The following is a 26,233-nucleotide window of genomic DNA, read 5'->3' on the forward strand; positions in this document are numbered from 1 at the left end:
TTTGAGCTCTCCCGATTTTTCGGGAAGCGAGTAGTGAAAGCCCGCCCGAACACCCTAAAAATTGGTATATTTTTTGCGCTAGATAAGTACATTCTTTGACATATTGGGGACGACTGGTTTTGACAGCAAGACGAGTGAAAATGTAAGCATACCGAGGAGTGAAATGATAACTCGCTAAACTTATTTCAAACATTTAAACGGCGAAGATAACTACGCTTTAGCTGCTTAATCTGAATTTATAGTAAGATAAAGCCTCGGCGCACTAGGTGCGCAAGCTGAATGTCCACGAAAAGCCTTGGTTTACGGCGTTTCATTTATGGGCATCGTAAAAGTAGACATAGAAAACTTAGTGCTTCGATGGGTTTTCGAAATTAAAGAAGCTAAGTTAAAATTGGGCTGTTTTTGGTCAGGTTTTAATCGAAAATTAATCAAAAACTAAGTATGTAGAAAGCCTTTGAGCTGCTTGTTTGGACCCGAGTTCGATTCTCGGCGTCTCCACTACTAACCCTTATAAACCTAGTGTTTATAAGGGTTTTTATTTTTAATTCAAAAAAGCTCATCTCTAGCTATCAATACTGTTAAAATTATTCTAAAATAACTTAGATATTCCTTCATTTTTTAACGTTTCCCCTTCTTACCCTAAATGAATTATTGAGTATTTTTACAAGCTGATTGTTTAATTAGTGAAGCTCTGAAATAGACGCCTTAATCTTATTAAGTTTTTAAAAGACGATATTCTAACTAAAAAAAAATCAACCTAATTTTTTATTATTCAAATTATATTATGAAAAAAACAAGCCTTTTTTTAATTGCTTTTTTAATCTTACTACCTACTTCATTGTTTGCCAATGAAGGGATGTGGTTTTTAATGCATATTAAACGTTTAAACGAACGTGATATGCAAAAAATGGGACTTCAGTTAACTGCCGAAGAAATTTACAGCATTAACAACCAAAGCCTTAAAGATGCTATCGTTCAATTTAACGGTGGTTGTACTGCTAGTATTATTTCTGATAACGGATTAGTACTTACAAACCATCACTGTGGTTATGATGCTATTGCTGAATTATCTTCAGAAGAACAAAATCACCTTAAAAACGGATATTGGGCTAAAACATTAAAAGATGAGCTTAAACCCGAAAGTCTTTTTGTAAGATTCTTTGTAAGAATGGATGACGTTTCAGAACGTATTTTATCTAAAGTAAACGATTCTATGACAGAAAAAGAACGTGAAGCTACTATTAACAGAGAAATTGCAAAAATAGAACAAGAAAACAACGAAGGTGGTAAATACACTGTTTCTGTACGTTCTTTTTTCCAAGGAAATGAATATTACTATTTTGTATACGAAGATTATAAAGACGTACGATTAGTCGGTACACCTTCTGATAAAGTTGGTAAATATGGTGGAGATACTGATAACTGGGAATGGCCACGTCACACAGGAGATTTTTCTTTATTTAGAGTATATGCTGATGCAGAAGGAAATCCTGCTGAGTACTCTGAAAACAACGTACCATTGAAAGCAAAATATCACTTACCTGTTAACATTAAAGGGGTAAAAGAGAATGATTTTGCTATGATTTTAGGATATCCTGGTAGAACAAACCGTTGGATGCCTGCAGAAGGAATCGAGCAAAACGTAAACTACGCATATCCTGCTTGGGTGGAAGGTTCTAAACTTAGTATGGATGTGATGAAGAAATACATGGATGAAGATGCATCTATCAACTTAATGTATGCTTCTCAATATGCTAGAATTGCCAACTACTGGAAAAACAGACAAGGTATGATTGACGCTTTAACAGCTCATAAAACTGCCGAAACTAAACGTAAAGTTGAAAAGAAATTTGACAAATGGGCTAACAACAAATCAAATAAAACTACTTACGGAGATGTTGTTACTAACATCAACAATTACTACAGCTTAACCAACAATAAAGCAAAGCACGACAACTACTTAATGTTATTATTGCGTTCTAGTAAATTTGCTGTTTTACCATATCAAATTGGTAAAGGATTTGAGTCTTATATCGATGCTAACGAAGCTGCTCGTAAGAATTTAATGCCTCGATTGAATGCTTTTATTGAAAGTAGCTACACAAACTACCACTTACCTTTAGAAAAAGAAATTTTAGCAGAACAACTAAAGCTATATTCAGCTAAAGCAAATTACGAATTACCAGAGATTGTAGCTAAAATTGCAAAGGGTGGTGATATTAATGATTACATCAATTCTATTTTCGAATTAAGTATTTTTACGTCTAAAGAACGTGCAACAGCTTTCTTAAAATACCCAAATAAAGAATTATTAGCTAACGATCCGTTATATATTTTATCATCTCAATTATTAGGTAAATATAGAGAACAACCTGAAAACTTAGTACAACCATTAAACGATTACCAAAAATCATTTAGATTATTAGTAGATGGTTTACGTAAGTCTGGTTTAAGCAACATTAAATATCCAGATGCGAACTCTACTTTACGTTTATCTTACGGAAAAGTAAGAGCTTTACCTAAAGATCCTAGAAACGATGCTAGTATTAACAACTACACAACGTTAAAAGGAATGGTTAAAAAATACAAGCCAAACGATAGTGAGTTTGATTTATCTAAAGACATGTTAAATATCTATGAGAAAAAAGACTACGGAAGATATGCTAACAGTAAAGGCGAATTACCTGTAAACTTTTTATCTGACAACGATATTACAGGAGGAAATTCTGGTTCACCAGTTTTAAACGGAAAAGGTGAATTAATCGGTTTAGCATTTGATGGTAACATCGAAGCGATGGCTGGTGATGTTATTTTCGACTCTAACTTACAACGTACAATCAACGTAGATATCAGATACGTACTTTGGTTAATCGATAAGTATGCTGGTGCTAAACGTATCGTAGACGAATTAACTATTGTAGAATAATCTAAATCATTAGTAAACAATACCAAAAAACGCAACCAATTTGGTTGCGTTTTTTATTTTCTATATAATTTTCAGAACTATTCTTCTTTAAACAATTGCTCTTTGTAAGCTGCTTTTTGAATTTGTGCTCTTCTAGTAACTGATGGTTTTACATATTGTTTTCTTTCTCTCAACTCTTGTAAAACTTTTACATTTCTAAACTTACGTTTGTAACGTTTTAAGGCTCTATCAATATTTTCACCCTCTTTTACAACTATTCTTAACATATGACATGGTTTTAATTATTAGACATTTTACATCATACAAATTATCTCATAGCCCACATATACAATGCAGTCCATGATTTTATATGATATTATTTTAGATTAAAAATTCTAATGAAAATGCTTTGTAAAGCAACTGAAGACTAAAAAACTGAAGTATAAGACAGAAAAATAGTATAAAGACTTGTCGATTTTCTCCCGAAATAGGAATAGAACATTAATACGCGCCAAAGGTAGGGTTTCTTTATCGGCTCTACAAGAATTCTAGGTTCTAATTCTTTTTGATAAAAAAAACGCTACCATTTGGTAGCGTCTTCATATTTAAATTGTTTCTCCTAATTCTTTTAACTTAGAAGTATTTTCTGCGAGCATTAACTCGTCTATAATTTTTTGAATATCTCCGTTTACAATATTTGATAAATCGTATAAGGTCAATCCAATTCTGTGATCGGTTACACGTCCTTGCGGGTAGTTATACGTTCTAATTTTAGCAGAACGGTCTCCTGAGGTTACCATCGAACCACGTTTTGCTGCATCTGCTTCTTGCTTCTTCGCCAACTCCATATCATATAAACGAGAACGTAATACCTTAAACGCTTTCTCTTTGTTTTTATGCTGCGATTTTTGATCTTGACATTGTGCCACTAATCCTGTAGGAATGTGTGTTAAACGTACTGCTGAATAGGTAGTGTTTACCGACTGTCCTCCTGGTCCTGATGAACAGAAGAAATCGATACGCACATCTTTTGGGTTGATTTCTACATCAAACTCTTCAGCTTCTGGGAACACCATACAGGTTGCTGCTGATGTATGTACACGTCCTTGAGTTTCTGTTTGTGGCACACGTTGTACACGGTGTACACCCGCTTCAAACTTTAACGTTCCGTACACATCTTCTCCAGTAACCTCAAACTGAATTTCTTTAAATCCACCGTTGGTACCTTCAGAAAAATCTACTGTAGAAACTTTCCACCCTTTGCTTTCACAATATTTAGTGTACATTCTAAATAAATCACCTGCAAAAAGACTCGCTTCATCTCCACCAGTACCCGCACGTAATTCTACTACAGCATTTTTAGCATCTTCTGGATCTTTCGGAATTAGTAAAAACTTAATCTCTTCTTCCAATTCTGGAATTCGATTTTTTGCTTCATCCATTTCCATTTTAGCCATTTCTACCATTTCTGCATCCGATCCGTCAGCAATAATTTCTTTGGCTTCTTCTATATTATTTAATAAAGTTTCATACTCTGTTGCCTTTTTTACAACCTTTCCTAAATCTTTATATTCCTTATTTAATTGCACATAACGTTTTTGATCAGAGATAACATCTGGCTGGATGATTAAATCTGATACCTCATCATAACGTTGCTTAACTATCTGTAATTTATCTAGCATAGTATCTTTTCTTGGGGTGCGAATTTACGATTTTTTATCGAATTTTATTCATTATCTTTATTCCTTTAAGTATTTTATAATGCGTTTTTTACTCTTATTTATTAGCGGATTACTACTTTTTTCTTGTCAAAATACTGTAGAAATCAAAAAACCTACTTGGTTATTCGGAAAATGGAAACGTATAAATAATCAAGCAGACAAACTTACCTATGAGTTTTGGAGTGAGGATTTTTCTGGAATTGGCTTCACCTTAAAAGAGAAAGATACTGTTTTTAAAGAGGTATTACATATCATTACCAAGAACGATTCTTTGTTTTTACAAATTACAGGCGTCAATGAAAACCCGACACTATTTGCTTTTACACAACAAACCGACACTTCTTTTACTGCAGAAAATCAACTAAACGAATTTCCTAAAACGATACAATATTGGAAGGAGAACAATCAACTGAAAGCGAAAGTTAGTAACGATGAATTTTCGATTGATTTTGTGTTTGAAAAAATGAAATAAAAAATCCTCAGATTTCTCTGAGGATTTTACTTTTTATCTTATTGTATTAATATTCAAAAGTTCCGTATTCACTTTTGATAGTTAATTGCTTTTTATCAGAAGCTTCTACTCTACCAACAATCTGTGCGTTTACGTTGAATGATTTTGAAATTGCAATAATATCTTCTGCAACTTCAGGAGACACATATAATTCCATTCTGTGTCCACAGTTAAATACTTGATACATTTCTTTCCAATCTGTTTTTGATTGTTCTTGTATCAATTTGAACAATGGTGGAATTGGGAACATATTATCTTTTACAATGTGTAAATTATCTACAAAGTGTAAAATCTTAGTTTGTGCTCCTCCTGAACAATGAATCATTCCGTGCACTTCTTCCGAAGAGAATTTTGATAAAATTTCTTTAATAATTGGTGCATAGGTTCTTGTTGGAGACAATACTAATTTACCAGCGTCAATCGGAGAGTTTTCTACTTCATCTGTTAATTTTGTATTTCCTGAATACACTAAATCAGAAGGTACTGAAGCATCAAAACTTTCTGGATATTTTTCTGCTAAATAGTTATGGAACACATCGTGACGTGCAGAAGTTAATCCGTTACTTCCCATACCTCCGTTGTATTCTTTCTCGTAAGTAGCTTGTCCGAATGATTCTAAACCTACAATTACATCTCCTTCTTTGATGTTCGCATTATCAATCACATCAGCTCTTTTCATACGAGCGGTTACTGTAGAATCTACAATAATGGTACGTACTAAATCTCCAACATCAGCCGTTTCACCTCCTGTTGAATGAATCGTTACTCCGAATTCTTTCAATTCAGCGATTAATTCTTCTGTTCCATTAATAATAGCCGATAAAACTTCTCCTGGAATATTGTTTTTGTTACGTCCAATTGTAGACGACAACATAATGTTATCAGTAGCTCCTACACACAATAAATCATCAATATTCATGATTAAAGCATCTTGCGCTATACCTTTCCATACTGAAATATCTCCTGTTTCTTTCCAGTACATATATGCTAAAGAGGATTTTGTTCCTGCTCCATCAGCATGCATGATTAAACAATAGTCTTCATCATTCGTTAAGTAATCTGGAACAATTTTACAGAAAGCTTTTGGAAATAATCCTTTATCAATATTTTTGATAGCGTTGTGCACATCTTCTTTAGATGCCGATACTCCGCGTTGTGCGTAGCGTTTAGATACTTCGTTACTCATTTGTTGTGTTGTTGTTGCCTGCAAATTTAGGTTTTATTACGCTTTTATCAAGAAAAAAGCGAACGTTTTTTACACGCTCGCTTTATCAGTAATTGTTCGTTTTCTTTTACTCCCAATCTGGCATTGTCGCATTTTCAAACAATGCTGTTCTTGTTGTAGATCCATCACTAAAAGGTACTTTATAAATTGTTTTTGTAGAAATACCATCATTAGACGTATTCACAAAGATAATTTCAGCCTCATTAGGTGATAAACGCGGATCTAAATCATTTGTTCCATCAGGTTTTCCTTCTGATAAATCAGTAACTTCTGCCGTTGCAAATTCATATAAAAACATATGATTGTTTAATTGCCTATAATTACTTGATTCATATCCAGAAATATCTCTAGTGTACAACAGCGAGCTTCCATCTATTGTAAAATTAATTCCACCTGCAGCTCCTTGCATTCCTGTTAAAACAGTGTCAATAGTATTTCCTGCCATATCAATTGTGTAAATCTGAACATTATATCCACTAGTATTGTTCGTCTTTAAGGCTATTGTAGATTCATCATTACTCCAATCACATTCTGTAATATAATTACCATCGGTAGTTTGGTATATTTGTTGTAGCCCGCTTCCGTCTTTATTAATCAAAAATAATTTATCGTAATGTGGGTATATTATTCGATCACCGTTAGACGACCAAGCGAAATCTACTTCATTTAAATCAAATGCAACTACAGGAACATTAGAGGTTACTTTTTTAACATCTGAACCATCTGTTTTCATTGTATAAATATGTGTTTCATTGTTATCTGTTCGTAAAAAGGCAACTAAATTTGCTGCTGAATTCTTTCTTGGTCTCCAAGAATTTGTGGTTGGGGAGGTTAACAGAAGTTCATTAACTGGGGCTTCGTTGATATAATCTCCTGAGTAAATAACATTATTTCCTTCTTCCTGTCTTGTATAAAAGTATCTATTATCAGGTGTTGATGTTACTTTAAATGTACTTACAGTACTTAGTACTTCTGCATTAATATTATCTGAAGCAGCTACTTGCCAAAAATATTTTACTCCAAATTTTAAATCAGTTACCGTATACAAAGTGTCTTTTACATTTTCAAAAGATATAACATCATTATTTAAGTCGTTTTTAATTTCTATTCTGTATGTTATTTCATCTTCATCAGGATCAATTGATTTAAAACTTAATTCTACCGTGTTATTTACATCTTCTATGCCATTAGCTGGAGCTCTAAGCTCTGGTGCTGTTGGTGGGTCATTTAAAGCTGTTTCGATATCTAATTCAAAAACCACATTAATTTCTGTTTCTGCTCCTAAACCTACAGGTTCAAAAGCTGTTAAAAATCCTTCTTTAGTTGCGCTTACAGAGTAGTCTTGTGCTGGTACATCTTCCATTAAAAAGTAACCATCTTCATCTGTAAAAGTTGTATTATTGGTTGGAGACAATGTTATTTTAGCATTAGCTATTGGCTCAAAACTTCTCTTTTTAACTACACGTCCTTTAATAGTACCAAATTCAACAAAATCTACAGTGTCTTCACTACAGTTAAGTAAGGTTACACACATTAAAAGTATTGTTATTTTTATTATATTTTTCATTGCTTTCTTTCTTAAAAATAAACATTTATCCCCGCTCCTATTCTCCAAATAAAATCGTTTCTTTTCCCTCTAACTAACTTATCTAAATTATCTGAACCTAAAAGATAGTTTTCTCCATAAAGAGTTAAACCTATTTTATTTGTTATTAAATATTCTAATCCTAGACCGTACTGAAACTTAAACATTGGATTGTCTAGATTTTTTTCTAAAACCGACCCAACCCCTACATACACATAAGGTGTTAATCTATCATAAGGTAACATATTGTACTCTAAAAATAGGCTTGACGTTAAAAATGTGTTTTTAAAAGATCTTTCATTTTCTAACGAAAACCTCCCTACACTTCCCCCAAAACTAAATCTAGGATCCTTAAAAAAGTATCTATATTTTAAATCGAACCCAAATCTTGCTACTGGATTTGAGTAATCTCCAGAAACTATTGAAGCTCCTCCCATTACACTCATTGAATTGGTAGCTCTTCTTTTCTCTTGTTTTCTATTAAACAATAAAGTGTTATCTGCTTCATTTTTTTCTTTTAAATATTCATTTTTAAAGAGGTTAACAACTGTATCACCTCCTTGGGGTGTCCATAAACCATCAACCACTCCTTCTATAATTAACTGTTCTACTGCTTTATCTATAGCCTCTTTTACAGCTAATTGCATAGGCTCGTTTTTTGTTACTCCTGTTTCTGCCTCTAACAATCTTCTTAATGAAACATACCTGTATAAATTAGCTGAAATACCCTGAGAGAGTATTGTTTTAGATACGTAAATGTTTTTTAAAATTTGCCCATTTGATGTAGATACCGCTCGTAAATACACTGTTATCCTGTCTTGTCGGTATTGGTTAGACGCTCCTGCACCAAAGTACCGAAGTCCTGAACCTCCTGTAATAATATTTGAATCGTATGAAACAACACCGCCTTCAAGTATAATTCCTGCAAAAAGCAATGGTGGCATTTTTTGAGAATCCCCCCCTTGATACTCCTGCCTAGTAGATCTTATTATTTGTCGTTCATTTAATAGGTTAGCAATATTTTCTCTTTCTATTGGGGTAAACCATTTTGACTCTTCTAAAGACTTTAATAAAATTGATGTTCCTCCTTGGGTAACTGCTGTACTAAATGTAGATCCATTTTCAGTAGGCTTGTACTGTCCTGTTTGATCTCTAAACTTATAAACTCCTACGATTATTTTCTCGACAGGTTGAATTTTTTTAATTAAGTCGTTTTGTAAAGAGGTATTCTCTCCTATTCTAGCATTTGTAGTATCAAATGGTTGGTTTAGATATGCTCCACAACTAGAGAACAAAATAAAACTTAAAGAGAATAATAGTTTAAATAATAGTTTTCTCATAAAACTTAAGTTATAGTTAGTCGTTTGGTTATTAATTATTTGGTATTATAATCTGTGTTTGTTCTCCTGTTTGAGTATTTAAAATATTTACAGACAACCCACCGCTTGTAGGTGTTACTTCTACCACTAAAGACCCAAACACATAGGTTCCTACAGTTAATCCTTGATCCCCAAACTGTTCTTGAAACAGATCTTGCGACAAGGAATTTAATAATTGTCTATTTAAGCTGTTTGTAAAGTTCTCTAAATCTGAAGGCTGCTGAAAAGGGTCTTGTCCTTCCTCTTGAAAGTCATTTTGTGCATTAGCTGATGCTAAAATTTGCTGATACCCGAATGGATTATTTCCTCCGAAAAAAGGATTTATAGGTTTATAAACCAATTCTTGTGAAAAAGAACAGTAGCTTGCTAAAAACAAAGCAATTACCATTATATTGACTTCTGTTTTCATAACTCATTTTGTTTAAATTTTATAACTTAGTAATTTATTTCGTTGTTTTGAGTAGGTACTTAACCTTGCCATAGTTGCTTTTACAGCTTGTTTTAGAAAATCTTCTCCTGGCATAGTCATAAACTCAAAAACTTTATTATCATCAGCCTCTATTATTAAAACTGTAGTCCTTCTTAATCCTGGCTTTTCTTTTATTTTTATAATGAAAGGATACTTTAATCCTGAGAGTAAATATTCTTGATAAAAAAAATCATAAAAATCCTTTCCTACCTTTGTTTTTGCTTCTTCAATAACTAAACCCTTTAATATAAACTCTGATTCATCAATTACTTCCTTTTTTGTTACTCCAACCTTTTGAGGTAAAATAACTAAAGTGTCTTTATCTATTAATTTCTCTCTGTGTTTTATAAATAAATACACTCTTAATTCTTCATATGGGTTTAAGCTAAGTCGTATTAAAGATAGTTCTTTTTTTTCATTAGGCTTCAAAGAAAACTGTCCTGATTGTTTATTACTAGAATAACTTTCTTCTTTACTCTTTTTCAACACAACTAAATTGTAGTTAAGCTCATCTTTAAATAACACGCTTTCATTTTCTGCTTGAGCTTTTACATCTAAAAAATTATCTTTCTTAAGAACAATAACTTTAGCATTCACATCTGTTTTTTCTTGAGTAAAGCTTCCCACATAGAATAATAAAAAAACACATCTTATAATATTTTGAAAAAAATGAAAACTTGACATTTGCTTAATAGTTTCTTATTGTAATTGCTTTGTAATTAGCCTTCTGAATAATTTTCACATGTTCCATTAAAGAATTCGTCCCATAAATATGTAATGAATTTGCGTTACCTTCTTGAAGAATATTCATCTTTGTTGGTGAATTATTATAATAATCTATAAAATTATAATAGTTATCTCTACCCTTTTGCCCTATTAACTGTATATCACTAACTCCGTTTTTCAGTTCTACAACATTATTAACTCCCAACTGATTTATTGATAAATTATAATTATCTATCGATCTATCAAAATCTTGTAAATTATTTAATGAGTTGATATTTTTTTCTAAAACTAGAAAAGAAGCATCACTTCCTATTTGAGGTACAGACACAAAGTAGGTAGATGTATTTTGTTGTGCCGTAGCTTTTAAACTAAATATTAAAAGTACCATACACAGTATTATTTTCATCCTTCTCATCATTATCTTAGTTCTTTATAAACAAGGAGAAAGAAGAAGAGAATGCAATCCCTTCTCACTCTCCCTTATTTTTGTTGCTTAATTTACTACTAATTAATAAACCCTACAGTCCTGTTTGCTCAACGCAAGCCTTGTTCATGTATCCTGCTTGACCAATAAAACTAGCATTTCCAGAACCTTGTGCATCTTGTATAACAGAAGCATGATTATCTACACCAAACTGACTAATTAAACTTAAGTTAATACCAGCATCAGCCTTTTGATCAACGCAAGCTTCATTACCCCAACCTGTTTGCGCAATACCTGAAATATTTAGACCTCCATTTGACGATTGGTTTGTAGAAGCTACATTTCCGTTACCAAATTGAGCAATACCATCTATATTAAAGCTACCTCTTTGAACTTGCTTAGCTTTATTATAATCACCAATTTGTAAAATACCCGCTACACTTCCTGGTGCACCATTAGTTCCCGTGCTTTGATCTTGATGAGCAAAGTTTCTTCTACCTGATTGTGCCACTATAGCCACGTTATTATCAAAACGTTGTTTTTGAATTGAAGTGTTCTGACGACCTGTTTGATAAGCATATGCTCTGTTATTTTCTGCCCAGCCTACACCCACATCTTGTTGCGCATAATTTTTAAACCCAACTTGGTTAACAAACCCTGAGTTATAATCACCATGTTGCTTAATGTCAGTTTCATTCTTTCTTCCTCTTTGATATACTGTAGCTTCATTTCCTAAGCCTCCAGAAAATCCTTGATTTTGACCATCTTGATCAATATTAGATAAGTTCCCCACTCCAGTTTGAACCACACTTGCATCATTCATATGCCCTGTTTGATCTACATAACTCGTGTTAATTGCTGCTCCTCTATCCCAATAAGAAGGTGCCTACTTGAGGAACTGAACATCCAATACAATTCGCTTTAGGTGTTGGTAATGGATTGGCAAATTGCGCAAATACTGTTCCTGAAGCTAAAAAAATTGCTGCTAATAAAAAATTTTTCATAATTGATAATTTTAAAATACGTTGGTTAATTTTTAGTATAATCTATCTACAACAAGCTTAGAAATATTAAAATACTTGTAATACAGAAGAGAATACTAAATAATAAGGGTAAAATAAAATTACGGGGTAAAATGTACTGTAGTTTTTATAACCACAACTACATCCATCAGTTTAAAATAAAAACTGTAAAAAACCTATATATAGTTTGCGTGTTTAAACATAGCTAAAGTAGGTATTTTTTTGCCTCAAAAAACACGTTTAAAATCTCCCTCCTACCCAAAAAAAAAAAAAAGCCGAAAAACACAGTATTAGTAATGTCTCGGCTTTAATAAGTCAAAAAAAAAAATACTGTTAAAAGGGGAAAAAACCTTTTTCTTAAACAGATTTCCTTTTACATAAATAAGGATTTACCTCGTAAATAACAATTCTCTATACTTTGTTAAAGGCCAAAGATTATCGTCAACCATTAATTCTAATTTATCGCAGTGGTAACGAATTTCATCAAAATACGGTTTTACCTTATTGCAATACGCATCTGCATTTTTTTGTCCTTCTAGCTTATTCGCTTTTTTACGCTCTTGAATCATTTGTTCTACTTTAGAATTGATTTCAGCTATGTGAAGCGATATTTTTTGAATTAAATCGATTTGCTCATTGGCATACTTTTCAAAATTATTTCCGAAGATCTCTTTTAATCCTCGTACATTTTCTATCAATGTATTTTGATATTGAATCGCTGTAGGTATAATGTGATTTCTTGCAATATCACCCAATACTCTACTTTCAATTTGAATCTTTTTTGAATATTCTTCCAACTCAATTTCATGACGAGCTTCAACCTCTACTTTATTCATCACACCCATTTCTTCAAAAAGTGAAATGGCTTTTTTAGAAATTCGTGCTTTTAATGCTTCCGGAGTAGTTTTATTGTTTGATAAACCTCTTTTTTTCGCTTCTTTCTCCCAAGCATCTCCATACCCATCTCCTTCAAATCGAATGTTTTTCGAAGCTTTAATATACTCTCTTAAAACATTAAATATTGCTTCATCTTTTTTAAGCTTCTTAGTATCAATTAATTTATCAACCTCTTCTTTAAACTCGTTTAACTGTCTTGCCATAATGGTATTTAACACCGTCATAGGACCCGCACAGTTAGACCACGATCCTACCGCACGTAATTCAAATTTATTTCCAGTAAAAGCAAAAGGTGACGTTCTGTTTCTATCTGTATTATCTAATAAGATTTCAGGAATCTTACCTACGATATTTAATTTTAAATCCGTTTTCTCCTCTGGTGATAATTTTCCTTTAGTTACATTTTCTAACTCATCTAACACCTCAGATAATTGTGTTCCGATGAACACTGAAATAATCGCAGGCGGCGCTTCATTAGCTCCTAAACGATGATCATTACTTGCACTTGCGATAGATGCTCTGATTAACTCTTCGTAATCATGAACTGCCTTAATTGAGTTCACAAAAAAGGTTAAAAACTGTAAGTTTTTCATCGGAGTTTTACCCGGACTCAATAAATTAACTCCTGTATTGGTAGATAAACTCCAGTTATTATGCTTTCCTGAACCATTGATTCCTGCAAATGGCTTTTCGTGAAATAGCACTTTGAATTTATGGCGTTGCGATACTTTTTCCATCACATCCATTAATAATGAATTGTGATCTACCGCTAAATTCGCTTCTTCAAAAATTGGTGCTAACTCAAACTGATTCGGTGCAACCTCATTATGACGTGTTTTTACTGGTATTCCTAACAACATACATTCATGCTCTAAATCGCGCATAAAATTCAACACACGTGTTGGTATTGACCCGAAATAATGATCATCTAATTGTTGTCCTTTTGCTGGAGCATGCCCTAACAACGCTCTACCCGTCATCATAATATCAGGACGCGCTGCTGCCAAAGCCGTATCAATTAAAAAATATTCTTGCTCCCAACCTAAGGTTGCATTTACTTTTGTTACATTCTTATCAAAATACTTACAAACTGATGTTGCTGCAGTATCTACTGCTTGTAGCGCTCTTAATAGCGGTGCTTTGTTATCTAAAGCTTCCCCTGTATACGCAACAAAAACTGTAGGAATACACAAAGTCGTACCATAAATAAATGCTGGAGATGTTGGATCCCAAGCAGTGTATCCACGTGCTTCAAATGTATTTCGGATTCCTCCATTAGGAAAACTAGAAGCATCTGGCTCTTGCTGTACTAACTGACCTCCATCAAACTTTTCCATGGCACCACCATCTATAGTTTCAAAAAAGGCATCGTGCTTTTCTGCAGTTGACCCCGTTAAAGGTTGAAACCAATGTGTGTAATGCGTTGCTCCTTTAGATAAGGCCCAATCTTTCATACTTACCGCAATTTGATCTGCAGTTGCTCTATCTATCTTCGTTCCAAACTCAATTGCATCCATCACACTTTGGTATGCTTCTTTTGTCATATGTTGACGCATCGCCTGCTCGTTAAAAACGTTTTTGCCAAACAATTCCGAACGGCGTTCTTTTTCTTCTACAACGATAGGTTTTCTGTGTAAAACCTCTTGTAATGCATTGAATCTTAAAACTGACATATATAATAAGGTATAAAAGTTAAACATTTCAAAAGTACATAATTTTCACCTTAAAAAGAAACACCCCTAAAAAAATAGGGGCTAAATTAACTTAAAGTTAATTTTAAATAAAAACACCCCATAAAATTTTGACAAAAAACAAAAAAACCTCACTTTTGTACCGATTTTAATTCCATAACAACACAAAAACAAAAATCATGAGTAAATCAAAATTAGAATACATTTGGTTAGATGGTCATGAACCAACTCAAAACATGCGTAGCAAAACTAAAATTGAAGAAAATTTTAGCGGTAAATTAGAAGACTGCTCTATGTGGTCTTTCGACGGAAGTTCTACTGAGCAAGCATCTGGTGGTGCCTCTGATTGTTTATTAAAACCTGTTGCTATTTATCCAGATCCTGCTAGAGAAAATGGATATTTAGTAATGTCTGAAGTTTTAAATGCTGATGGTACTCCGCACGAATCAAATGCTCGTGCTGCTATTGACGATGACAATAATGATTTTTGGTTCGGATTTGAACAAGAGTATTTCTTAATGGATACTAAAACTGATTTACCTTTAGGCTTCCCTCGTGGTGGGTTTCCTGGACCTCAAGGAAAATATTACTGTTCTGTAGGTGGTCGTTACACTTGGGGAAGAGATTTTGTTGAAGAACATGCTGATTTATGTATTAAAGCTGGATTAAACTTCGAAGGAATTAATCAAGAGGTTGCTCCAGGACAATGGGAATTCCAATTATTCGCAAAAGGAGCTAAGAAAGCTGGTGACGAAATTTGGGTAGCTCGTTATTTATTAGATCGTTTAACTGAAAAATACGGTTACTACATCGAATACCACCCTAAACCAATTAAAGGAGACTGGAATGGTTCTGGTATGCACGCTAACTTCTCTAACACTACTTTAAGAACTTGTGGTTCTAAAGAAACTTTTGAAGCTATTTGTGAAGCATTCAGACCTGTTACCGAAAAACACATTGATGTTTATGGAGCTTATAATGATGAGCGTTTAACAGGATTGCACGAAACTGCTCACGTATCTGACTTTAGTTATGGTGTATCAGATAGAGGAGCTTCAATCCGTATTCCTATCATCGCTGTTGAAAAAGGATGGAAAGGTTGGTTAGAAGACCGTCGTCCTGCTTCAAACGCTGATCCATACAAAGTAGCTGGAAGAATTATCAAGACCGTAAAAGGCGCTAAGATATAATTAAACACACACCTACAACACAACTAACAAAAAAAGCCGCTTTTAAGCGGCTTTTTTATAGATTTCTTTATTTCTAAGAGATTGTTAAGTATACAAAAACAGCGTAAGACGCTAGCAATAAAACTCCATCTCTCCATCCTAAACGCAATCCTTTAGGAATAAACACTAAAGGTAATATTGCAAACGAAATACCTAACATCCAATAAATATCATTGTTAATTAAACTATAAGCATCTGGCTTTACTTCTACTGGAGTAATCATTGCGGTGATTCCTAATACAGCTAAAATATTAAACACATTAGATCCTACTAAGTTACCCAACGATATCGCTTTCTCCTTCTTTAATACTGCAATAATTGATGCTGCCAACTCAGGAACACTTGTTCCTACAGAAACAACTGTAACTCCAATAATCGCATCACTCACTCCAAAATGTTGTGCCATAGCTACCGAACCATTAATCAACAATTCTGAACCACCCCATAAACCTAAACCTCCAATAGCTAAAAACAATGCTATTTTATACAATGGTAACTCCTCATCATCCTCTGGCATTTCATCAACAACTGCTTGTTTTTGAAAACGTAAAAGGTAAATTAAAAAAACGACAAGTGTTGAGAACAAAATTACTCCTTCATAAAATTGAATCGTTTTATCATTTACAATAAAAAAATACAACATTGCCGAAGCAATCATCATTACTGGCCAATCAGTTTTATAAAAACTCTTTTCTACATCTATTGACGATAGCATTACCGTAATTGCCAATACCAAACCTAAGTTTGCAATATTCGACCCAATTACATTTCCTACAGCTAACCCTGTGGCACCATCTAATGCTGATTTTATACTTACTATTAATTCTGGTGCTGAAGTAGCAAACGAAACTACTGTCATACCTATTACAATTTTTGGTATATGCAGTTTAAGTGACAAACCTACTGCTGCTTTCAACAGCCAATTTCCTCCTAAAACCAACAATGTTAAACCAATAAAAATGTATAAAATGCTCATAAAATATTTTTTGGCGAAGATACTCTTTTGTAACGAAGTTTTGAAACATTAACACCGAGATAAAACCCTCTCTTACCTTCTTATTTTTTTCACTTCTAAACCTGAACAAAAAATCAAACCTCTAAAAATGAGGCAAAAAAAGACCTAATTCCCTTTGCTTTTTAAAAAGTCGCAAAAAACAGCCTTTAAAAAATTACTAATTAAAACAATAAATACAATTTTAAATTACATTTAAAAACAACAATAAAGAGTTAATAGCTACATATTAAAACCATACTAACTTTTTTAACTTCAATTGTATATTCAAATTAATTAAATCTTATCTGAAAATTTGGCAAGCATCTTCTACTTGCTATATATTCATAAAACAATTCCGGAATTGATAAAGAATTATCAACTAAAAAACATTAAAATTCAAATGATTACAATTGCATTAAAACTAATTCTCTTAACCATTAAAATTGCTGAATTACTATTAGACTTGATTTTTTAATCTTTCTTATTATTTACAAAACGATGTCATTTTGAGCGAAGTAAAGTGAGCTTCGCTCATCATAACTCATTATTTTTCGTTATTTTTGATATAGAATCAACAACTAATGAAAAAAGCATTTTTAAATTATTAGCTAAGCTAAACAAAGCGCTACTACCCTCTTTTACCAAAAAAGAGTTGGATGTTACTAAAGCTTCAAAATTTCAATTAGCAATTATTGGATGGCGAGCTTATGTTACTATAAATTCTTTGGACTAAAACTTATATATTATGAACAAGCATGTAAAAGTTTTTTCGGGAACTCAAATCTTTGTTGGCCGATTAAGTCAACTACTTGATGAAATTAATGTTCCATATTTAATTAAAGATAATAAAGAATCTGGGAGATTGGCTGGTTTCGGTACTTTAGGTAATTCAGTTGATGTATTTATCTATGAATCAGACGTTGAAAAATCTCAGAGCACTATTGATAGCTTTAAAGAAGAAATAGCAGAAGACAAATAAATTAAAAAAGGTAAAAAAAATATTTTTTTGCTTTACAATTTAAAAAACATTCTTATATTTGCACCCGCAAAACGGCCTCGTAGCATAACTGAATAGTGCACTTGATTACGGCTCAAGAGGTTGCAGGTTTGAATCCTGCCGAGGTCACAAAAAAACCAGTAATTCGATAATTGAATTACTGGTTTTTATCTTTTATAAACTTTATAAAAACAAAAAAAGTGTAACGATTTTAAAATTTCGTTACACTTTTTTTTTGAATTAGTGATTAGACGTTTCGTCTGCTTTTACCTCACCTTTTAAGCTCATTTCCATACCGTGATCGTATTGACAACATCCTGGTAAGTTTCCATAAGCTTCTTCATTTCCTGCCACTTTATCAGTATCATATCCTGAAGCTGCAATAGCATTATGAATAGCATCTACATTTGTTTTTGAACCATCAAACGATACATTAACTTGCTTTCTTAACTTATCCCATTCTGCCGATGCTACTCCATCTACACCATTAACAGCTTTTTCGATAGTACTTTTACACATTCCGCAGTTACCTCTTACTCCAAAAGTTGTTGTAGTCATCGCTACTTCTTGAGTTGTTGTTTGCTCTGTTTGAACTTCTTTTGTTTCTGTTTCTTTTTTAGCTTCGTTTTTACAACTTACTAAACCAATTGTAGCTAACATAGCCACTCCTAAGATTACTTTTTTCATTTTGAATTGATATTTAATTATTATTTATTGTTTCTTTTACCTCACCACATTTCAGCATCATATCGCCAAAATACGGATTTAATACTTGTTTTTCTCTACTTAACCAATAGGCTCCTTTATCACTATCTGCCATAGGACAATATTGCTTATAGGTCACCTCATTAATTCCGAAAGACTGAACTGCCTTAATAAAATGCTCTGACACTGTTTTAAAAGACTTTCTCTGCACATCTACGTCTGTTGTTTTAGCCATATCTGCACTTCCTTCTTTTAATACAGGAACCAATTGCATCCATTGTTTATGTGCTGCTTCATTGGTTAGCAACTTCATATCTATTAGCTCAATACTTTTATTTAACTCTGCAGCGCTTTCTTTTGCCTTATTCGCATCGGTCTTCACCAAAGCATTTTTTAAATTTATATAATCTTCATACGCTTTTTGCAATTGCTCTTTAAAGGCTTTAGGAGTACTAAAAGACTCTATAATCTCTTTCGTATGATTCATCATTGATTTCTTTCCTTGCAATTGAGCAGAAGCATCTATTGTAAACACACCGTTCGTTACAATTTCTTCTCCTGGATTCAATCCTTTTTCTACTTGATAATTCTCTCCTACTCTTCCACCTAATACTACTTCGCGCATTTCAAAAACAGGCTTATCTGCTTCCGGCTTCACATATACAACTGAACGTTTTCCTGTCCATAAAACTGATGTCGCTGGAATACTCAATTGTTGTTCAGAATGTTTTTCTGTAGCTTGTACCTTCCCTGTAACAAACATTGCTGGTTTAAACTTTCCTTTATTGTTATTTAACACAGCTCGCATAGTTATAGTTCTGGTTTCTGGATTCATAACAGGATCTATAAATGAAACTTTAGCATTAAAAACTTCATTTGGATAGGCATTCGTAGTAATCGATATATTTTGACCTACTTTAAAACTACTAATTTGATTTTCATAGACGTCAAAATTTGCCCAAACAGTACTCAAGTTAGCAAGTTTTAACAACGCTTGCCCCTGACTTACATAATCACCTTGTTCAACTAGCTTTTCAGATACCGTACCCGTTACCGTTGCATACACAGGAAAGTTTTCCTTTACAACTCCTGTTTTCTCTATCTGGTTGATTTGATTTTCTGACAGCTTCCATAACTTCAACTTATTTCTAACTGCTTTGTACAATTCTGGTTGACTTTCTTTTAAAGAAGCTGCTGTTAGTAACTCTTGTTGTGCTTTTACTAATTCTGGAGAATAAATTGTTGCAAGTAATTGTCCTTTATTTATTTTCTCTCCAGTAAAATTCACATTCAAACGCTCAATTCTTCCTGCAAAATAACTCACTTGTACTGCATTCGACTTTTCGTTTTCTGCTATTTTTCCTGATAACGTAATTGTATTATCAACACTCATAGCATTACCTATTACAGTAGTTTGAACGTTTGCTAAGGCCAATGCATTTTTAGTCAACTTAAACTGATTTGCAGCTAATCCTTCTGCTCCAGCTTCCGCAGGAATTAAATCCATCCCACAAATAGGACAACCTCCTAGTTCAGGTTGCATAATTTGTGGATGCATAGAACACGTCCACATTTTATTCCCTTCAGCAGTTTCATTTGCATGATCATGACTTCCTCCTTCAGAAGAACCTCCAAAGAGCAACCATCCTAAGGTTACCCCTACAATTAAAATCACTATATAAACTATATATTTTTTCATCTGTTTATTTTATTAAATAATTAATAATGGTACTTTGAGTATAATAAGTTACTTCTGATGTAATCATGTTTGTTTGAAACTTTAATTGTAACTCCTGAATATCTAACACATCATTAAAGTCGATTGTACCTGTCTCATAACTTTTTACCAAAATTTGTTCAGCATTTTTTGCTTGCTCTAAATTTTTGAGTTGTGTTTTATGACTTATCATCGCTGCATTTCTATCTGATACAGCTCTATACAATACAGTTTCTAACGTATTGTATCGTTGTTGTTTTTGGGAAATAATTTCTTCTTGCTGCAACTTGTTTTGTTTAGTTACAGATGTATTCTTCTTATTAAAAATTGGGATTGATAATGATATCATTGGCATTACAATGTCTTTTCCATTCTCAGCCATATCCATATCTGTACGTTTAGCCACATTTACATAATCAAGACCGAAACCAATCATTGGTTGTTTTTCTTTTTGATTCAATAATTCTGATTTTTCTACAGAAGTATACATTTTATCAAACTTCACCAACTCAGGGTGCAATTGTAAATTACTCGGCTGTATTTTAGCGGCCTCTGCCGGAATGGGTAAACTATCTACAACACTAATAGAAGTCATAATATCTTGGTTTAATAATTTATTAAATGCTTTTTCTATCCCTGAAAAAGTTTCCACCAACACTTCTTTTTGCTGATTCAACTCATTCTGCCTTATCTGTAATCTTAACACATCTACTGCTGATGCCTTACCCACTCCTACCGAAGTTAACGCTAACTTTTCATACGTTTTAAGCAATTCTATATTTTCATCCAATATGTTTTGCTTTGCTTTAAGTTCGTAGAGTTTATAATACAATTGCGCTACCGACGCCATTAACTTACGTTTAACAACCATCATGTCTTGATAGCTAGCATCAGCTAATGATGACACATAATTTTCTCTTGCAGATATAGTTCCAAAAAAAGGAATCATTTGTTTTACAGAAAGCTTAAACTTCTGCGGACCTGTACGTGTTTCTGGTTCACTCACAAAATACCCTGCTCCAAACTCTGTATTAGGCAAAGTATTTACCTCTTCCTTTTTTCCTGAAATACGTCTGTAATGCGCATCAAACTGTTGTACTTCTGGACTATTTTCTAAAGCTATATTTATGTATTCTTGTAAATCTTGCGCATTTGAAAAATGAAAAACTAAAAGTGAAAAACTAAAAGTCAACATTCTTTTTAAATGAAAAGTGAAAAACGAAAAATGAAAAACGAAAACTACCCAGTTTTTTATTTCACGAAATATGAAAGCTATAAATTGTTTCATGATATTGACTTTTTTGATGTTTTTATTGAACTTACCAACATTGCCACAAGCTCTTTACAAACCGAATGTAACGACTGATGTTTATCTTCAACTAAATAGCTAGTATCCTTTAAAATATCTAACCAATACAAAGTTTCATTGGCTTCTTTTAAAGCAATGCTCATTTTATGAATGAAATCTTTCTTGCTTTGCGCAAATTCTGCTTCTCTTATTAAAGCTCCCACTGCCGTGCCACTTCTCAAAAGTTGCTTACTTAAAACATACTCCTTTTTATCAGCAACTAAATATTGTGAAAGCCTCACTATCTCAAGTGCAAACCCATAACTTTTATCTTTTAAAATACTCATATTTAAAAATTTTACACTTTACACTATTCATTTTTAACTTTCCTTTTTAATAAAAATTCTTCACGCCAACTATATAATACAGGTACTATAAAATATGAAGTTACATCTATAATCATTCCTCCAAAAGCTGGTATTGCCATCGGAATCATAATATCACTACCTCTTCCTGTTGAAGTTAACACTGGCAACAAAGCTAAAATGGTTGTTGCCGTTGTCATTACACATGCTCTAATACGTTTGTTTCCTCCGTGTAATGCCGATGCACGAATGGTTTCAATTGTTTTAGGTTTATCTTTATCAAATGTTTGCTTTAAGTACGTTGCCATTACTACACCGTCATCGGTTGCGATTCCAAACAATGCAATGAATCCTACCCAAACAGCGACACTCAAATTAATTGGATGCATTTGAAACAATTCTCGCAAGTTCTCTCCAAATACGCTAAAATTTAAGAACCATTCTTGACCATATAACCACATCATAATAAATCCACCAGCAAAAGCTATCGTGATTGCCGTAAATACCATTAACGAAGTGGCTAATGAACGGAACTGAAAATACAAGATTAAAAAGATAATCATCAAGGCTAAAGGAACCACTATCGATAACGTTTTTTCCGCTCTTAACTGATTTTCATAAGTCCCTGTAAATTGATAAGATATTCCCTTTGGAACAACTAATTCTCCTGAATCTATTTTTTGTTGAATCGCTTTTTGGGCATCCTCTACGACGTTTACTTCAGCAAAACCATCTAACTTATCAAACAACACATACCCGATTAAAAAAGTATCTTCACTTTTAATCATTTGTGGCCCTTGCTCATAACGAATCGTTGCCAATTCACTTAATGGAATTGGAGCTCCTTTAGCAACCGGCACATAAATATTTTCTAAATCAGTCGGACTAGAACGTAACTCTCTAGGATAACGAACACGAATACCGTAACGCTCTCTTCCTTCTACTGTTTGTGATAACTGCATACCTCCAACCGCTACTTTCAACACATCTTGTACCGTTTGAATCGCAATTCCGTAGCGCGCTAATTTTTCTCTATCAATATCAATTAACAAATAAGGCTTCCCTACAATTCTATCAGCAAAAACAGCTTCTTTTTTAACTCCCTCTACTTCCTTTAAAACACCTTCTAACTCTACTCCAAAAGCTTCAATTTGTTTTAAGTCTTGTCCTTTTACTTTAATTCCCATCGGTGCACGCATTCCTGTTTGCAACATAACCAATCGAGTTTCAATAGGTTGTAATTTAGGTGCGGAAGTCACCCCTGGAAGCTTGGTTACTTTTACGATTTCATTCCAGATATCATTCGGGGACTTGATATTTGGTCTCCAATTACGATAGAACTCACCGTCTTCATCTTCTATTAATTCATTTGAAGAAACTTCTGAAAAAATAACTTCCGAGATTTTATCTGTCTTATTTGGATTTGCTACCGTTTTACCATTTTTCAACAAAAACAAGCCTTCTTCATTCACTCGATAACGTTGACGCTCTCCATCAGAATTTAATGCATATTCCGGCTTGTAGTTAATCACATTTTCATACATCGATAAAGGTGCTGGATCTAAGGCTGAATCCGTTCTTCCTGCTTTACCTACTACAGTTGAAATCTCTGGAATATTAGCAACCGCCATGTCTAACTGTTGTAATACGCGTTTGTTTTCTTCTACTCCAGAATGCGGCATAGAAGTCGGCATCAATAAAAACGACCCTTCATTTAATGAAGGCATAAATTCTTTTCCTGTACTCTTAAAAATCAAGAATCCACAAGTTAATACCGTTAATGGAATGGTTAAAAACAACAATTTGTTGTTCAATGCCCATTGTAATATCTGGTTGTAATATTTTTGAAGCAAACTGAAAAAACCTAGCAACCCAAAACAAATAAGCGCAACAAATAAAAGGTTAGTAAAAATGCTTTTATCCACTCCTAAAGGCCTCCAATATTCTGCCAATAAGCCAATAATTACTAATGCTGATATGACAATATTAATCGTGTTTACAGAAAATGTAAAATTATAGCTAGAAAACGAAAAATGAGTTATCGTTTTGCCTGAGTAATTACTCCAAAGTCCTACAGCTCCATAAGCCACTAAAGCGATACCTAGCCAATATCCATAAAAAATAGCAGTGATACCTAACACTAATAAAAGACCATTCAAAACATACTTAAAGTTTTTTGTTAGATCTCTTTTTCTGAATAGAACAGCCGCAAACGGAGGTATTAAAAACAATGCGACTATAATAGCAGCGATTAACGCAAAGGTTTTTGTAAACGCCAATGGACGGAATAATTTACCTTCTGCACCAATCATCGTAAATACTGGTAAAAAACTGATAATAGTTGTCATTACCGCAGTTACAATTGCTCCTGAAACTTCAGCTGTTGCATTGTAAACCAATGTATTTATTGGCAACTTATTTTCATCTTTCTCTAAATGACTGATAATATTTTCGGAGAGTATGACCCCAACATCTACCATGGTACCAATAGCAATAGCAATTCCTGAGAGCGCTACAATATTTGCATCTACACCGAAGGCTTTCATTGCAATAAAAACCATTAATACTGCCACTGGCAATAGTCCAGATATTAATACAGAAGCTCGTAAATTGAATACCATTATCACAATTACCAGAATTGTAATTAGTATTTCCAACGTAAGCGCTTCATTTAATGTATCTAATGTCTCATGAATTAATTCTGTACGATCGTAAAAAGGAACTATCGTCAATTGAGAGGTTCTACCATCTTTCAACTCTTTACTTGGTAATCCTGCGCTTAACTCTTTAATTTTAGCTTTAACATTAGTAATTACTTCTAAAGGATTCGCTCCATAACGAGACACAACAACCCCTCCAACGACTTCTGCTCCTTCTTTATCTAAAATTCCTCTACGTGGTTCTGCTCCAAGTTTTACGTTAGCAACGTCTTTTACTCGAATCGATGTATAATTCTCTGACTTTACAACTGTATTTTCAATATCAGCAATCGATTTTATATAACCCAAACCACGCACTAAATATTCTGCTTGATTTATTTCTATCGTTTGTACTCCAATATCCTGATTACTTTGTTTTACAGCTGCTACAATTTGCTGTAAACTGATGTTGTACTGACGTATCAACTCTGGCTTTACGTCAATTTGATATTCCTGTACATAACCTCCAATAGAACTTACTTCAGACACTCCATTAGCCGATGAAAGCGCATATTTTACATAGTAATCTTGTACACTACGCAATTCATTCAAATCCCAACCGCCAGTAACATTCCCTTCTTCATCGCGTCCTTCTAATGTATACCAAAAAATTTGACCTAAACCTGTTGCATCGGGTCCTAATGAAGGACTTACGCCTTCTGGTAATAAGTTACTTGGTAGTGAGTTTAGTTTTTCTAGAATTCTTGAGCGACTCCAGTAAAAATCAACATCTTCGTCGAAAATGACATAAATACTAGATAATCCAAACATAGAAGAACTTCGGATGGTTTTTACTCCTGAAATTCCCAACAACGAAGTGGTTAAAGGATAGGTTATTTGATCTTCTATATCTTGCGGAGACTGTCCCTCCCACTTTGTGAAAACAATTTGTTGATTTTCTCCAATATCAGGTATGGCATCAACAGCTACAGGATCATTTGGTAAAAAACCTGTATCTATATTAAAAGGTGCATTTACAGTTCCCCATCCTACAAATAAAACGAGTAATATAACTGCTACCAGCTTGTTTTCTATTAAAAATTTGATGCTTTTATTCAGCATAAAAAATGATTTTAAACAATTAAACATTGATGTTTTAAAAAAACATCGAATACGACAAATCATCCTAATGAATCTTTCAAAAGGACAACTAGTTATTGTTTAAAAATCAGATTAAATATACCTCATCAAGTACATGAATATCCTTGACGACGAGTGGAGGTGAGTAATTTTTAAAAGGAATTACTTTATCGTGAATTCCTTCAAACAAATTAATGTAACTATAGTAAAATGAAGCTATAAATACTTGTTGATCGAAAGACAATTGATCAAAAGAAGTAATTTTTAATGTGTCTTGTCCTTCAACTACCGATGCCACATCTTGACAACAGTTTTTCTTTATAACTGAGCATTCATCAGGATTTTTTTCTTGCTGCATATCCATACCACAAGATTCAGCCTTCACAAAATAACTTGTATCCACTAACATATCACCACAAAAGTGACTGTTAATAGTAAATGACATTGTAGATAATAACACTACAAAAGCCATTAAAATGGATGCTATTTTATGAAATACTTTTTTCATCTCACTAAGTGAGTTTATTAAAATTAGACTTAATGATTATTTATTTCTTTTTGCTTATTTTCCTGAAACTTGAAATTATAACCAAAATCATTTTAT

General features: G+C 33.2%; 23 protein-coding genes, 1 tRNA gene and 1 other RNA gene. 7 read left to right on the forward strand and 18 right to left on the reverse strand.

The window, feature by feature from the left end:
- The first annotated feature begins 105 nt into the window (after positions 1 to 105).
- Together ssrA and AC3VI6_RS02255 are read left to right on the forward strand one after the other, a co-directional pair.
- Positions 106 to 501, forward strand: a transfer-messenger RNA (tmRNA) gene (gene ssrA / locus AC3VI6_RS02250).
- A 283-nt stretch (positions 502 to 784) separates the two neighbouring features.
- Positions 785 to 2,926 (forward strand): S46 family peptidase, encoded by a 2,142-nt coding sequence (locus tag AC3VI6_RS02255; protein ID WP_497705006.1) that lies wholly within the window; start codon positions 785 to 787, stop codon positions 2,924 to 2,926.
- Between the two features lie 77 nt (positions 2,927 to 3,003).
- Here AC3VI6_RS02255 and rpsU read toward each other — a convergent pair whose 3' ends face one another.
- The gene (gene rpsU / locus AC3VI6_RS02260; protein WP_133534602.1) at positions 3,004 to 3,192 is read right to left on the reverse strand and encodes a 30S ribosomal protein S21; all 189 of its coding nucleotides are present in this window, start codon (positions 3,190 to 3,192) and stop codon (positions 3,004 to 3,006) included.
- A 318-nt stretch (positions 3,193 to 3,510) separates the two neighbouring features.
- On the reverse strand, positions 3,511 to 4,587 hold the full coding sequence (gene prfA, locus AC3VI6_RS02265) for a peptide chain release factor 1 (protein WP_497705007.1): 1,077 nt from the start codon (positions 4,585 to 4,587) through the stop codon (positions 3,511 to 3,513).
- Positions 4,588 to 4,666: 79 nt separating this feature from the next.
- Between prfA and AC3VI6_RS02270 the strand changes: the two genes are divergently transcribed.
- Positions 4,667 to 5,098 (forward strand): DUF6265 family protein, encoded by a 432-nt coding sequence (locus AC3VI6_RS02270; protein ID WP_497705008.1) that lies wholly within the window; start codon positions 4,667 to 4,669, stop codon positions 5,096 to 5,098.
- A gap of 46 nt (positions 5,099 to 5,144) precedes the next feature.
- On the opposite strand, the gene AC3VI6_RS02275 is transcribed toward AC3VI6_RS02270, so the two are convergent.
- The 9 genes from AC3VI6_RS02275 to AC3VI6_RS02315 all read right to left on the reverse strand — a co-directional run bounded on the left by AC3VI6_RS02275 (position 5,145) and on the right by AC3VI6_RS02315 (position 14,537).
- Positions 5,145 to 6,323, reverse strand: a complete 1,179-nt coding sequence (locus AC3VI6_RS02275) for an AIR synthase related protein (protein ID WP_497705009.1) — start codon at positions 6,321 to 6,323, stop codon at positions 5,145 to 5,147.
- Positions 6,324 to 6,429: 106 nt separating this feature from the next.
- Complete coding sequence (locus AC3VI6_RS02280) at positions 6,430 to 7,929, reverse strand: carboxypeptidase regulatory-like domain-containing protein (RefSeq protein WP_497705010.1); 1,500 nt, start codon at positions 7,927 to 7,929, stop codon at positions 6,430 to 6,432.
- Positions 7,930 to 7,940: 11 nt separating this feature from the next.
- Entirely contained in the window at positions 7,941 to 9,287 is a 1,347-nt protein-coding gene (locus AC3VI6_RS02285; RefSeq protein WP_274633902.1) for a CsgG/HfaB family protein, read from the reverse strand.
- Between the two features lie 31 nt (positions 9,288 to 9,318).
- The gene (locus AC3VI6_RS02290; protein ID WP_274633903.1) at positions 9,319 to 9,735 is read right to left on the reverse strand and encodes a curli assembly protein CsgF; all 417 of its coding nucleotides are present in this window, start codon (positions 9,733 to 9,735) and stop codon (positions 9,319 to 9,321) included.
- A 12-nt stretch (positions 9,736 to 9,747) separates the two neighbouring features.
- Positions 9,748 to 10,479 carry a CsgE family curli-type amyloid fiber assembly protein gene (locus AC3VI6_RS02295; RefSeq protein WP_497705011.1) on the reverse strand — a complete coding sequence of 244 codons (732 nt, stop codon included), beginning with the start codon at positions 10,477 to 10,479 and terminating at the stop codon, positions 9,748 to 9,750.
- 4 nt (positions 10,480 to 10,483) lie between these two features.
- A complete protein-coding gene (locus AC3VI6_RS02300) occupies positions 10,484 to 10,909 on the reverse strand; it encodes a hypothetical protein (protein ID WP_497705012.1) in 426 nt (141 codons plus the stop codon).
- A gap of 130 nt (positions 10,910 to 11,039) precedes the next feature.
- Positions 11,040 to 11,768, reverse strand: a complete 729-nt coding sequence (locus AC3VI6_RS02305; protein ID WP_497705013.1) for a hypothetical protein — start codon at positions 11,766 to 11,768, stop codon at positions 11,040 to 11,042.
- Positions 11,769 to 11,811: 43 nt separating this feature from the next.
- Positions 11,812 to 11,949, reverse strand: coding sequence for a hypothetical protein (locus AC3VI6_RS02310; RefSeq protein WP_497705014.1), 138 nt, complete (start codon positions 11,947 to 11,949; stop codon positions 11,812 to 11,814).
- Between the two features lie 407 nt (positions 11,950 to 12,356).
- On the reverse strand, positions 12,357 to 14,537 hold the full coding sequence (locus tag AC3VI6_RS02315; RefSeq protein ID WP_497705015.1) for a glutamine synthetase III family protein: 2,181 nt from the start codon (positions 14,535 to 14,537) through the stop codon (positions 12,357 to 12,359).
- A 197-nt stretch (positions 14,538 to 14,734) separates the two neighbouring features.
- Here AC3VI6_RS02315 and AC3VI6_RS02320 point away from each other — a divergent pair, with 197 nt between their 5' ends.
- On the forward strand, positions 14,735 to 15,745 hold the full coding sequence (locus tag AC3VI6_RS02320) for a glutamine synthetase beta-grasp domain-containing protein (protein WP_435255372.1): 1,011 nt from the start codon (positions 14,735 to 14,737) through the stop codon (positions 15,743 to 15,745).
- Positions 15,746 to 15,818: 73 nt separating this feature from the next.
- Here the strand turns inward: AC3VI6_RS02320 and AC3VI6_RS02325 are convergent, their stop codons facing one another.
- Positions 15,819 to 16,760: a calcium/sodium antiporter gene (locus AC3VI6_RS02325; protein WP_497705016.1), complete on the reverse strand. Its 942-nt coding sequence runs from the start codon at positions 16,758 to 16,760 to the stop codon at positions 15,819 to 15,821.
- A 583-nt stretch (positions 16,761 to 17,343) separates the two neighbouring features.
- Here AC3VI6_RS02325 and AC3VI6_RS02330 point away from each other — a divergent pair.
- The 3 genes from AC3VI6_RS02330 (at position 17,344) to AC3VI6_RS02340 (ending at position 17,904) form a co-directional block, all read left to right on the forward strand.
- Complete coding sequence (locus AC3VI6_RS02330) at positions 17,344 to 17,511, forward strand: SsrA-binding protein (protein ID WP_497706564.1); 168 nt, start codon at positions 17,344 to 17,346, stop codon at positions 17,509 to 17,511.
- Positions 17,512 to 17,523: 12 nt separating this feature from the next.
- A complete protein-coding gene (locus AC3VI6_RS02335; RefSeq protein WP_274633915.1) occupies positions 17,524 to 17,757 on the forward strand; it encodes a putative signal transducing protein in 234 nt (77 codons plus the stop codon).
- Between the two features lie 73 nt (positions 17,758 to 17,830).
- Positions 17,831 to 17,904 (forward strand) — tRNA-Arg (locus AC3VI6_RS02340).
- Between the two features lie 111 nt (positions 17,905 to 18,015).
- Here the strand turns inward: AC3VI6_RS02340 and AC3VI6_RS02345 are convergent.
- The 6 genes from AC3VI6_RS02345 to AC3VI6_RS02370 form a co-directional block, all read right to left on the reverse strand.
- Positions 18,016 to 18,462 carry a heavy-metal-associated domain-containing protein gene (locus AC3VI6_RS02345; protein WP_298997969.1) on the reverse strand — a complete coding sequence of 149 codons (447 nt, stop codon included), beginning with the start codon at positions 18,460 to 18,462 and terminating at the stop codon, positions 18,016 to 18,018.
- A gap of 13 nt (positions 18,463 to 18,475) precedes the next feature.
- The gene (locus AC3VI6_RS02350) at positions 18,476 to 20,179 is read right to left on the reverse strand and encodes an efflux RND transporter periplasmic adaptor subunit (protein WP_497705017.1); all 1,704 of its coding nucleotides are present in this window, start codon (positions 20,177 to 20,179) and stop codon (positions 18,476 to 18,478) included.
- Positions 20,180 to 20,183: 4 nt separating this feature from the next.
- The gene (locus tag AC3VI6_RS02355) at positions 20,184 to 21,392 is read right to left on the reverse strand and encodes a TolC family protein (protein ID WP_497706565.1); all 1,209 of its coding nucleotides are present in this window, start codon (positions 21,390 to 21,392) and stop codon (positions 20,184 to 20,186) included.
- 89 nt (positions 21,393 to 21,481) lie between these two features.
- Positions 21,482 to 21,832, reverse strand: coding sequence for a four helix bundle protein (locus tag AC3VI6_RS02360; RefSeq protein WP_497705018.1), 351 nt, complete (start codon positions 21,830 to 21,832; stop codon positions 21,482 to 21,484).
- 23 nt (positions 21,833 to 21,855) lie between these two features.
- The gene (locus AC3VI6_RS02365) at positions 21,856 to 25,611 is read right to left on the reverse strand and encodes an efflux RND transporter permease subunit (RefSeq protein ID WP_497705019.1); all 3,756 of its coding nucleotides are present in this window, start codon (positions 25,609 to 25,611) and stop codon (positions 21,856 to 21,858) included.
- A 106-nt stretch (positions 25,612 to 25,717) separates the two neighbouring features.
- A complete protein-coding gene (locus tag AC3VI6_RS02370) occupies positions 25,718 to 26,137 on the reverse strand; it encodes an HYC_CC_PP family protein (protein WP_497705020.1) in 420 nt (139 codons plus the stop codon).
- Between the last annotated feature and the right edge of the window lie 96 nt (positions 26,138 to 26,233).

The organism is Tenacibaculum sp. TB-56 (assembly GCF_059716275.2).

Coding starts and splice junctions, on each gene's coding strand:
- AC3VI6_RS02255 (WP_497705006.1), top strand. CDS start 785: ATGAAAAAAACAAGCCTTTTTTTAATTGCTTTTTTAATCTTACTACCT.
- rpsU (WP_133534602.1), bottom strand. CDS start 3,192: ATGTTAAGAATAGTTGTAAAAGAGGGTGAAAATATTGATAGAGCCTTA.
- prfA (WP_497705007.1), bottom strand. CDS start 4,587: ATGCTAGATAAATTACAGATAGTTAAGCAACGTTATGATGAGGTATCA.
- AC3VI6_RS02270 (WP_497705008.1), top strand. CDS start 4,667: ATGCGTTTTTTACTCTTATTTATTAGCGGATTACTACTTTTTTCTTGT.
- AC3VI6_RS02275 (WP_497705009.1), bottom strand. CDS start 6,323: ATGAGTAACGAAGTATCTAAACGCTACGCACAACGCGGAGTATCGGCA.
- AC3VI6_RS02280 (WP_497705010.1), bottom strand. CDS start 7,929: ATGAAAAATATAATAAAAATAACAATACTTTTAATGTGTGTAACCTTA.
- AC3VI6_RS02285 (WP_274633902.1), bottom strand. CDS start 9,287: ATGAGAAAACTATTATTTAAACTATTATTCTCTTTAAGTTTTATTTTG.
- AC3VI6_RS02290 (WP_274633903.1), bottom strand. CDS start 9,735: ATGAAAACAGAAGTCAATATAATGGTAATTGCTTTGTTTTTAGCAAGC.
- AC3VI6_RS02295 (WP_497705011.1), bottom strand. CDS start 10,479: ATGTCAAGTTTTCATTTTTTTCAAAATATTATAAGATGTGTTTTTTTA.
- AC3VI6_RS02300 (WP_497705012.1), bottom strand. CDS start 10,909: ATGGTACTTTTAATATTTAGTTTAAAAGCTACGGCACAACAAAATACA.
- AC3VI6_RS02305 (WP_497705013.1), bottom strand. CDS start 11,768: ATGAATGATGCAAGTGTGGTTCAAACTGGAGTGGGGAACTTATCTAAT.
- AC3VI6_RS02310 (WP_497705014.1), bottom strand. CDS start 11,949: ATGAAAAATTTTTTATTAGCAGCAATTTTTTTAGCTTCAGGAACAGTA.
- AC3VI6_RS02315 (WP_497705015.1), bottom strand. CDS start 14,537: ATGTCAGTTTTAAGATTCAATGCATTACAAGAGGTTTTACACAGAAAA.
- AC3VI6_RS02320 (WP_435255372.1), top strand. CDS start 14,735: ATGAGTAAATCAAAATTAGAATACATTTGGTTAGATGGTCATGAACCA.
- AC3VI6_RS02325 (WP_497705016.1), bottom strand. CDS start 16,760: ATGAGCATTTTATACATTTTTATTGGTTTAACATTGTTGGTTTTAGGA.
- AC3VI6_RS02335 (WP_274633915.1), top strand. CDS start 17,524: ATGAACAAGCATGTAAAAGTTTTTTCGGGAACTCAAATCTTTGTTGGC.
- AC3VI6_RS02345 (WP_298997969.1), bottom strand. CDS start 18,462: ATGAAAAAAGTAATCTTAGGAGTGGCTATGTTAGCTACAATTGGTTTA.
- AC3VI6_RS02350 (WP_497705017.1), bottom strand. CDS start 20,179: ATGAAAAAATATATAGTTTATATAGTGATTTTAATTGTAGGGGTAACC.
- AC3VI6_RS02355 (WP_497706565.1), bottom strand. CDS start 21,392: ATGTTGACTTTTAGTTTTTCACTTTTAGTTTTTCATTTTTCAAATGCG.
- AC3VI6_RS02360 (WP_497705018.1), bottom strand. CDS start 21,832: ATGAGTATTTTAAAAGATAAAAGTTATGGGTTTGCACTTGAGATAGTG.
- AC3VI6_RS02365 (WP_497705019.1), bottom strand. CDS start 25,611: ATGCTGAATAAAAGCATCAAATTTTTAATAGAAAACAAGCTGGTAGCA.
- AC3VI6_RS02370 (WP_497705020.1), bottom strand. CDS start 26,137: ATGAAAAAAGTATTTCATAAAATAGCATCCATTTTAATGGCTTTTGTA.